Origin of the sequence: thiotrophic endosymbiont of Bathymodiolus puteoserpentis (Logatchev) (genome assembly GCF_900127505.1) — a bacterium.
In the GTDB taxonomy this organism is placed as follows: domain Bacteria; phylum Pseudomonadota; class Gammaproteobacteria; order PS1; family Pseudothioglobaceae; genus Thiodubiliella.
Genome location: NZ_UEXF01000075.1, coordinates 53,130 through 63,054, shown reverse-complemented (window position 1 = coordinate 63,054; position 9,925 = coordinate 53,130). Strand labels below are relative to the sequence as shown.

Annotated in this window: 2 protein-coding genes; both read left to right on the top strand. The window is 38.7% G+C overall.

Annotation, left to right across the window (positions count from 1 at the left end; all coding sequences use genetic code 11):
* Window positions 1–147 precede the first annotated feature (147 nt).
* Window positions 148–3,561, top strand: coding sequence for a C80 family cysteine peptidase (locus BHECKSOX2_RS09670; RefSeq protein ID WP_139683440.1), 3,414 nt, complete (start codon window positions 148–150; stop codon window positions 3,559–3,561).
* A gap of 77 nt (window positions 3,562–3,638) precedes the next feature.
* The coding region (locus tag BHECKSOX2_RS09665; RefSeq protein ID WP_180323760.1) for a C80 family cysteine peptidase at window positions 3,639–9,925 on the top strand (6,287 nt) is incomplete at its 3' end.

Genomic DNA, 9,925 nt, shown 5'->3' with positions numbered 1-9,925 from the left:
ACTACAATAAAATATTACCATATCAAAGCCAGTGAAGGCGCCTTTGCCCAAGGCACTTTGCTTTACACCTCAAATAAAACCTCAAATATAGGAACTGAATTGTTTTTAGACAGTTCTTTTCATGATGTGGGTGCTAAATTATCAGATATGCGCATATATAGCGGTAATTATTCGGCACTTTCAGTCAATATGTATGCACCAGAGCCCATTGCTGATGCTTGGCATATAGAGGGTGCGGTGAATCGCAAGGGGGTATTTACGCTTGGCAGTGAAATTAGAATAACACTGACACTAGATGAAGAGGTTATCTTGGCAAATGTTGGCAGTAATAAAATTGTTGTTGCTGGCAAAGAGTTTCTATTAACAGGCACCAATGGCTCTGCAACCCGCACCTTGGAATTTATTTACACAGTTCAACTCAACGATAAAACCAATGCTGATTTTTATATTGACAGTAAAGACGACATTGTCTTAACTGGCATTCGAGATGTATCAGGTAACAGTATTGATTTTGGTGATATCTCTAAGGGTTTGGGCATTAGTAGCAGTCAAAACCTTGCCCTAAGCAGCAAAGGGCTGGCGACCATCAGCACCAATGTTACTAGTTGGCATGCCAATGGCACCGCTTCCAATATTGCAAAAATGACCGATGGTAATACCAGTTCAAGTGGTGCATTAGATTATGCCGTACACCCATTGGATGCTGATGGAAAATACATTTTGTTTGACTTTAAAGGGGTTCATTACAACAACGGCAGTTTTAAACTTTTTAATCGCAAGAGGAATACTGATAGGATTAACGGCTCAATCGTTGATTTTCTTAAAGAAGGCGTGGTGGTTTCAACTCGCACTATTGATGAGGCAGGTGAGATTGTTGAGATCATCCCAGAAAGTGATGTTGTTTTTGATCAAGTTAGGCTCACTTTTAGTGGCGATGCACAAAATTTCCGTGAAGTGGAGATTTTAGGTAAAAATTCAACTTTATTAATGGATTCTGGCGCCCCAGAGCCCCTGAAAAATAACGCTTGGCGTATTAATAGTGAGATTATCGATAGCAGTGGTGCATTTACCACTGGCGATAAAATCAAAGTAAGACTGTTTTTGAATGAGTCCGTTACTTTGGCAAAGGTTGGCAGTAATAAAATTATCGTTGCCAACAGGGAATTCTTGTTAACAGGTACTAACGGGGTAATCACCGACACATTAGAGTTTGTTTACATTGTGAAGCTCAATGACAATATTAGCGCTGAAAACTTTGATATTGACAGTAAAGAAGACATTGTGTTAAGCGATGTTAAAGATGTGGATGGCAATAGTATTAATTTTAGCGCTATCACCGACTCTGTGGAACTTGCTAATCTAGTGCTGGATACAGGCTTTAGAATTAGCGATTGTAATAAAATAAGCCAAACCAAGGGTATTTACGAAAAAACCTCTAACAGACCCAAGCATATTTACAAAAACACCTTTGGCGACATCAGTCGCATGGATATTGATAAAAAAATCTCTGACAGATCTACGGGTGTTTACGAAAAAACCCTTGACAGCACCAGACCCATAGATGTTAATAAAAATCTCTTTGATAAAATCAATCCCATAGGTACTAATAAACAAACCCTTGACAGCGCCAGACCCATAGATGTTAATAAAAATCTCTTTGATGAAATCAATCCCATAGGTACTAATAAACAAACCCTTGACAGCACCAGACCCATAGATGTTAATAAAAATCTCTTTGATGAAATCAATCCCATAGGTACTAATAAACAAACCCTTGACAGCACCAGTCTCATGGATCTTGATGTTAGCAAAATTAAATCAGTCTCATTGATTGAAAAAGAGGGTGTTCACGAAAACACCTTTAACGGGGATTGGAATGTTGCTATTACTTCCACCAAGGGTTTTTCTGGTGATGGTTGTGTGATTGCCAAGATTGGCAGTAACAATAAAGATTTAATGGTTGGGCTGTCTACCGATAATAACAATAATGAAGGTAACTATCACACAATAGATTTCGCAATCTATGTACATAATTCTGGCAATATTGTTGGCATTTATGAAAACGGTCGTAGCATTAAAAGTTTTGATGAAGATCAATATCCTTATACGGCAGGGGATTATTTAAAAATAGAGCGAGACGGTGCAACAATCAACTACTATCTTGTTAAAGTTGGTGATGATCCAGCTACCGAAGGCACCTTGCTTTACAACACCCCAAGTAGAATTTTAAGTACAGATGTCAAATTGTTTTTAGACAGTTCTTTGCATGATATTGGTGCCAAATTATCAGACATACAAATACTTAACAACAGGTTGCCACTTTCAGTAAGCGCCAAATCGATAAAACAGGTTTCAACAACAGGGGGCTTGGAAAACAACAATGTGTTTGGTCAAGTATTTAATGACAATCAGTCTAACAACAACGAAACAAATACCTCTTCTAATGAGGGCACAAGTACTGCTGATAACACCAATAATACCACCACTACCAATACCACCACTACCAATACCACTGACAATACCCAAGAGACTGGAGAGCAAAAAACCAACAAGGCAGAAAAATGGTTTAATAGCAAGGTCAATCAAAGATTTTCTCAAGGCTTGTCATTTTCTCAAACATCTAAAATCTTTATTATTACCGATTTTTCAGATAAAAGCCTTGATCTGGGAATGAAACTCAGAAAAAAGAATGACATTGTCCTTTATTACAATACAGAAAATCACGAAATTGAATACTTACATGGGCAACAAAACGATATTGAGATTGAACGCATAGAGTATCAAACGATTGCCTATGGCAAGGTCGTTAATATTTTGGTTGAAGACATTGATAGCGGTGAGTATATCGTCAACACTGACGATAATCCAGAAGATGAAATTGATGCAGAAGCCATTGTAGCACAATTACAACAAGCCATCACCCTACAAAGAACCGCCACAGGCTTGCGTAGAAACTGGTTTACTCGGCACAGTTTTGCAAAAAAAGAATTGGCATTTGACAGTTTATTTTTCACCTCAGGGCAAAACCCCAGCCAGCCCGATACTCAGCCTGTTGTAAACAAAACTTCCAAATATCAAAGTAACCTCATCGTCCAAAGCAGCGATGACCCTATTGTCATCGAAGCCGCCAATGCCTTATTCAACAAACACCCTGACAGCAGTGTCCTTGTCAAATTTGATCAAGACGGCAATCTTGTTACTCTAAAAGGTGAGACTTACACGCCAACAGGCGATACCCGTGTTAATTTTGTCGGTCATGGTAACGATTTAAGCCAAGAAGGTGCACAGTCATTAGCAGATAAGGTGAAGATACTCCAGCAAACCTATGGCAACGACAGCACGAATATCAAGCGTATTGCCTTAGTCGGCTGTGGCACTGATGGTGTTAATCAAAGCCTCACCCAAGATTTTGCCAAAGCCATTTATAATGACACGCCTGAGCTAAAAACTGCAGAAATAACCGGCAGAAAAGGCGATATGCAAATCAATGCTGATGGCACTAAAACCATGGAAATGGGCAGTGAAAAAATGATTTATCNAGCAGTCAAAACCTTGCCCTAAGCAGCAAAGGGCTGGCGACCATCAGCACCAATGTTACTCGTTGGCATGCCAATGGCACCGCTTCCAATATTGCAAAAATGACCGATGGTAATACCAGTTCAAGTGGTGCATTAGATTATGCCGTACACCCATTGGATGCTGATGGAAAATACATTTTGTTTGACTTTAAAGGGGTTCATTACAACAACGGCAGTTTTAAACTTTTTAATCGCAAGAGGAATACTGATAGGATTAACGGCTCAATCGTTGATTTTCTTAAAGAAGGCGTGGTGGTTTCAACTCGCACTATTGATGAGGCAGGTGAGATTGTTGAAATCATCCCAGAAAGTGATGTTGTTTTTGATCAAGTTAGGCTCACTTTTAGTGGCGATGCACAAAATTTCCGTGAAGTGGAGATTTTAGGTAAAAATTCAACTTTATTAATAGATTCTGGCGCCCCAGAGCCCCTGAAAAATAACGCTTGGCGTATTAATAGTGAGATTATCGATAGCAGTGGTGCATTTACCACTGGCGATAAAATCAAAGTAAGACTGTTTTTGAATGAGTCCGTTACTTTGGCAAAGGTTGGCAGTAATAAAATTATCGTTGCCAACAGGGAATTCTTGTTAACAGGTACTAACGGGGTAATCACCGACACATTAGAGTTTGTTTACATTGTGAAGCTCAATGACAATATTAGCGCTGAAAACTTTGATATTGACAGTAAAGAAGACATTGTGTTAAGCGATGTTAAAGATGTGGATGGCAATAGTATTAATTTTAGCGCTATCACCGACTCTGTGGAACTTGCTAATCTAGTGCTGGATACAGGCTTTAGAATTAGCGATTGTAATAAAATAAGCCAAACCAAGGGTATTTACGAAAAAACCTCTAACAGACCCAAGCATATTTACAAAAACACCTTTGGCGACATCAGTCGCATGGATATTGATAAAAAAATCTCTGACAGATCTACGGGTGTTTACGAAAAAACCCTTGACAGCACCAGACCCATAGATGTTAATAAAAATCTCTTTGATAAAATCAATCCCATAGGTACTAATAAACAAACCCTTGACAGCGCCAGACCCATAGATGTTAATAAAAATCTCTTTGATGAAATCAATCCCATAGGTACTAATAAACAAACCCTTGACAGCACCAGACCCATAGATGTTAATAAAAATCTCTTTGATGAAATCAATCCCATAGGTACTAATAAACAAACCCTTGACAGCACCAGTCTCATGGATCTTGATGTTAGCAAAATTAAATCAGTCTCATTGATTGAAAAAGAGGGTGTTCACGAAAACACCTTTAACGGGGATTGGAATGTTGCTATTACTTCCACCAAGGGTTTTTCTGGTGATGGTTGTGTGATTGCCAAGATTGGCAGTAACAATAAAGATTTAATGGTTGGGCTGTCTACCGATAATAACAATAATGAAGGTAACTATCACACAATAGATTTCGCAATCTATGTACATAATTCTGGCAATATTGTTGGCATTTATGAAAACGGTCGTAGCATTAAAAGTTTTGATGAAGATCAATATCCTTATACGGCAGGGGATTATTTAAAAATAGAGCGAGACGGTGCAACAATCAACTACTATCTTGTTAAAGTTGGTGATGATCCAGCTACCGAAGGCACCTTGCTTTACAACACCCCAAGTAGAATTTTAAGTACAGATGTCAAATTGTTTTTAGACAGTTCTTTGCATGATATTGGTGCCAAATTATCAGACATACAAATACTTAACAACAGGTTGCCACTTTCAGTAAGCGCCAAATCGATAAAACAGGTTTCAACAACAGGGGGCTTGGAAAACAACAATGTGTTTGGTCAAGTATTTAATGACAATCAGTCTAACAACAACGAAACAAATACCTCTTCTAATGAGGGCACAAGTACTGCTGATAACACCAATAATACCACCACTACCAATACCACCACTACCAATACCACTGACAATACCCAAGAGACTGGAGAGCAAAAAACCAACAAGGCAGAAAAATGGTTTAATAGCAAGGTCAATCAAAGATTTTCTCAAGGCTTGTCATTTTCTCAAACATCTAAAATCTTTATTATTACCGATTTTTCAGATAAAAGCCTTGATCTGGGAATGAAACTCAGAAAAAAGAATGACATTGTCCTTTATTACAATACAGAAAATCACGAAATTGAATACTTACATGGGCAACAAAACGATATTGAGATTGAACGCATAGAGTATCAAACGATTGCCTATGGCAAGGTCGTTAATATTTTGGTTGAAGACATTGATAGCGGTGAGTATATCGTCAACACTGACGATAATCCAGAAGATGAAATTGATGCAGAAGCCATTGTAGCACAATTACAACAAGCCATCACCCTACAAAGAACCGCCACAGGCTTGCGTAGAAACTGGTTTACTCGGCACAGTTTTGCAAAAAAAGAATTGGCATTTGACAGTTTATTTTTCACCTCAGGGCAAAACCCCAGCCAGCCCGATACTCAGCCTGTTGTAAACAAAACTTCCAAATATCAAAGTAACCTCATCGTCCAAAGCAGCGATGACCCTATTGTCATCGAAGCCGCCAATGCCTTATTCAACAAACACCCTGACAGCAGTGTCCTTGTCAAATTTGATCAAGACGGCAATCTTGTTACTCTAAAAGGTGAGACTTACACGCCAACAGGCGATACCCGTGTTAATTTTGTCGGTCATGGTAACGATTTAAGCCAAGAAGGTGCACAGTCATTAGCAGATAAGGTGAAGATACTCCAGCAAACCTATGGCAACGACAGCACGAATATCAAGCGTATTGCCTTAGTCGGCTGTGGCACTGATGGTGTTAATCAAAGCCTCACCCAAGATTTTGCCAAAGCCATTTATAATGACACGCCTGAGCTAAAAACTGCAGAAATAACCGGCAGAAAAGGCGATATGCAAATCAATGCTGATGGCACTAAAACCATGGAAATGGGCAGTGAAAAAATGATTTATCGGTGGAATAGTGATTTAAATATTATCACTAGGCAAACTGAAGAATCTAAGCGTGTAGGAGAGATATTAAAGGGCTTGAAACTGGGTTGTATGAGTTCCAAAGATTCGTCTGATGATGATATCCCCGATACATTAACCAGTGAGCAAATAGACGCAAAACCCATTGGATCAGGCTCATTTAAAACGGCCTATAATTTTAAAAATCAACCTGGTTTATTGGTATTGCTATTAGCTTCAGAGCATGAAGTCACCAAGATTGAAGAGGAGATGAGGTGGTTAGATCAACTAGACTCACTTGGTATGAAAACCCCTAAGCGTTACAAACAAATTACATTTATAAAGAAATCTAAGTCTAAGTTTAAACCCGATGTTGAGCAACACGGTTTAGTTGTGCAAAAGATTGAAGGTGCACAAGATATAAGATTAAGGCGCAGAGCAGCATATGCTGGATCTCTGTCAAAAGTGCTGAACAATAGCAACAACCAAACTTTAAAAGATGTTAAACGTTTACAAAAAATATTTACAAAAAACCCCAATCTTTTTGTGGCAGATTTCCAAGGACTTGTTGCTGAAGACGGTCAACTGTATATTATAGATCCGCAGGGTGTTGATATGAATGCAGAAAAAATGCGAAATTCAATTCACTTAGATGTTTTGCAGTCATTTGAACAACATATTTTAAAGCGCCATCAGCGTTTTACCGACAAAGCACTCAATCATATTGCCTATATTGACAAGGAGCTTTGGAAATCATACAGCGATACACAAAAACAACAAATACTAAGCGATACACGGAAAAATAACAATAAAATCATTGTTATCTATGATTTTAAAACAGGCGAAAAAGAAGTTGCCCATCAACCAAGTAATACGCAAGAGTTGGATTTTGACACTGTCGAAGTCATTACCCGTGATAACCAAAACCAAGGTGTTAATTTAAAAGAAGAGTGTCTTGATTTTATCAAGCAAGAAGGTTGGGTAAAAACAAAAGATTTTGTTTTCCGTGTCAATGCTGCTGAGGAGTACGAAGCTTTAAACCTCAAAGGCAATGGTAAAAATAAGCACAATATTATTTTGTCTATTGGTGAAGATAAAGTCACTAGAGATGCCGCCAAAGCGTTATTTGACAAACACCCTAACACCAGCGTCCTTGTTACACTTGATGAGCAAGGTAAGTTGGTTTTTCCAGAAGGTGAAACATTCAGTCCTGATTCTAGTGTGCGGCTCAATATTGTTGGACATCCAGAAAACTTAGGAAAAGTGGGTGCCACAAAGTTAGCGAATTACACCGACACACTAATGCAACGCTATCATGTCGATTCAGTGGACAGTCCCGCCTATTTAAATCGGGCTGCGATTGTAGGTTGTGATAATGAAACGCTGAGTGAAAATTACGCCAAGCAACTTTATACCCGAGAATACTTAAGAGGCGCTAGCGTTACAGGCAGATTGGGCGATATTCAAGTGAACGAAGATGGCTCTAAAACCATGAACGATAAGGATCAAAAAATCATTCATCGTTGGGATTATCTACATGAAAGAACTACTTGGACAACGCAAAGCTCTGCCAATATTAGTAAAGTTTTAGATCATCTAAAATTGGGCTTAGGTGATAAAACCGCCTCAAATATCCCAGATTCATTGACTTATGAGGATATAGGTAAGCCTATTAACGAAGGTACCACGAAAACTGCCTACACCTTAAAAAACCACCCCGACTTGTTATTTTTACAACTGAATGAAAATCCAGAAGCAAATGATAACATTGAGCAGTTAAAAAACGAAGTTGAGTGGATTAACAAATTTAGAGAAATGGGCATTAAAACGCCAAAATATTTTAAAACGCTTTCTGTCATTGGCGAAGACGCTCAAGAACATCATGGTATTTTAGTTGAACGCATTCACGACTCATTGACAACAAAACCAGGACTGGCACTTCCTCCAGGTGAGCGCATAACACACAAAACACTGGCCGATGTTCAGAATTTATTACAGCAATTTGAACAACATTCAAATTTGAGTATTGGTGATTTTCAAATGTTATTGGGTAGAGATGGGCAACTTTATGTTATTGACCCATTAAACGCTTACTCGCCATCGTCTGAAACTTTGCAACCTTTTTCACAGCAAACCAGGCAAGACAATATAAAAGATTTAAAAGAATGGAGAGAGGCCTCACTAAACACCCTAAAAGCCTTTGACCAAACCCAAGGCATGCACGCCATTCTTGTTGACAAGACTATGTTAGAGAGCGATCCAGCATTTGAAAAAAGCCTATTAAATAAAGCAAAAAAACAACAAGACCTTGTGGTTATGAGTTACGACTCAGATGGTACAACTCAGGTGCTTTACGCACCAAAAAGTGATTATGAAATCAATAGCATTGAAGTGATGGTTGATAAAAACAATCACTTTATGAGTGAAGAGCAGATGAGTGATTTAATCAAAGATACCCCTCAAGTATCTGATGATATGATTTTTCGCCACACACTCAAAAAAGACTTTAGCAACTATCGAAGCAATATTATCGTTCAAAATGGCAACAGCGACATTGCAATCAAGGCCGCCCAAGATCTTGCCAACAAACATCCAGACAATAGCATTATTGTTCGTTTTGATGCTGATGGCAATTTAATCACACTAACAGATGGAATTTATACACCTAAAGGCAATGTGCGTCTTAGTTTTGTCGATCATGGCGCTGATCTCAGCAAAGAAGGCGCACAATCGTTAGCAGATAAAGTCAAAATACTGCAACAAACTTACGGCAACGACAGCACCGACATTGGGCGTATCGCCTTGGTTGGTTGTAATACCGATGGCATTGATCAGAACCTCACCCAAGACTTTGCCAAAGCCATTTATAACGACACACCTGAGCTAAAAACTGCCGAAATAACCGGCAGAAAAGGCAACATGCAAATCAACCCTGATGGCACCAAAACCATGGAAACAGGCAGTGAAAAGATGATTTATCAGTGGAACGATGACTTAAATATCGTTACCCAGCAGACTGAAGAGTTTAAGCGCGTAGGGGAAATATTAAAAGGCTTGAAGCTTGGTGGTGCGAATTCTGAAGGTTCATCTGATACCATTGATGTAGACAGCATTCCAGACATATTAAGTAACAAACAAGTGGATACAAAAACTGCCGTTGGTTCGGGCACCTATAAAACTGCCTACAATTTTAAAAATCAACCCGATTTATTGGTATTGCTATTAAAGTCACACGATCAAGCCGCTGATATTGAAGAAGAAATAAAATGGCTAACGAAATTAGATTCACTTGGTATAAAAACACCTAAGCGCTATAAACAAATCACATTTGTTGATGAATCTGATTCTAATACCAAGCAATACGGCTTAGTTGTGCAAAAAATTAAAGGCGCACA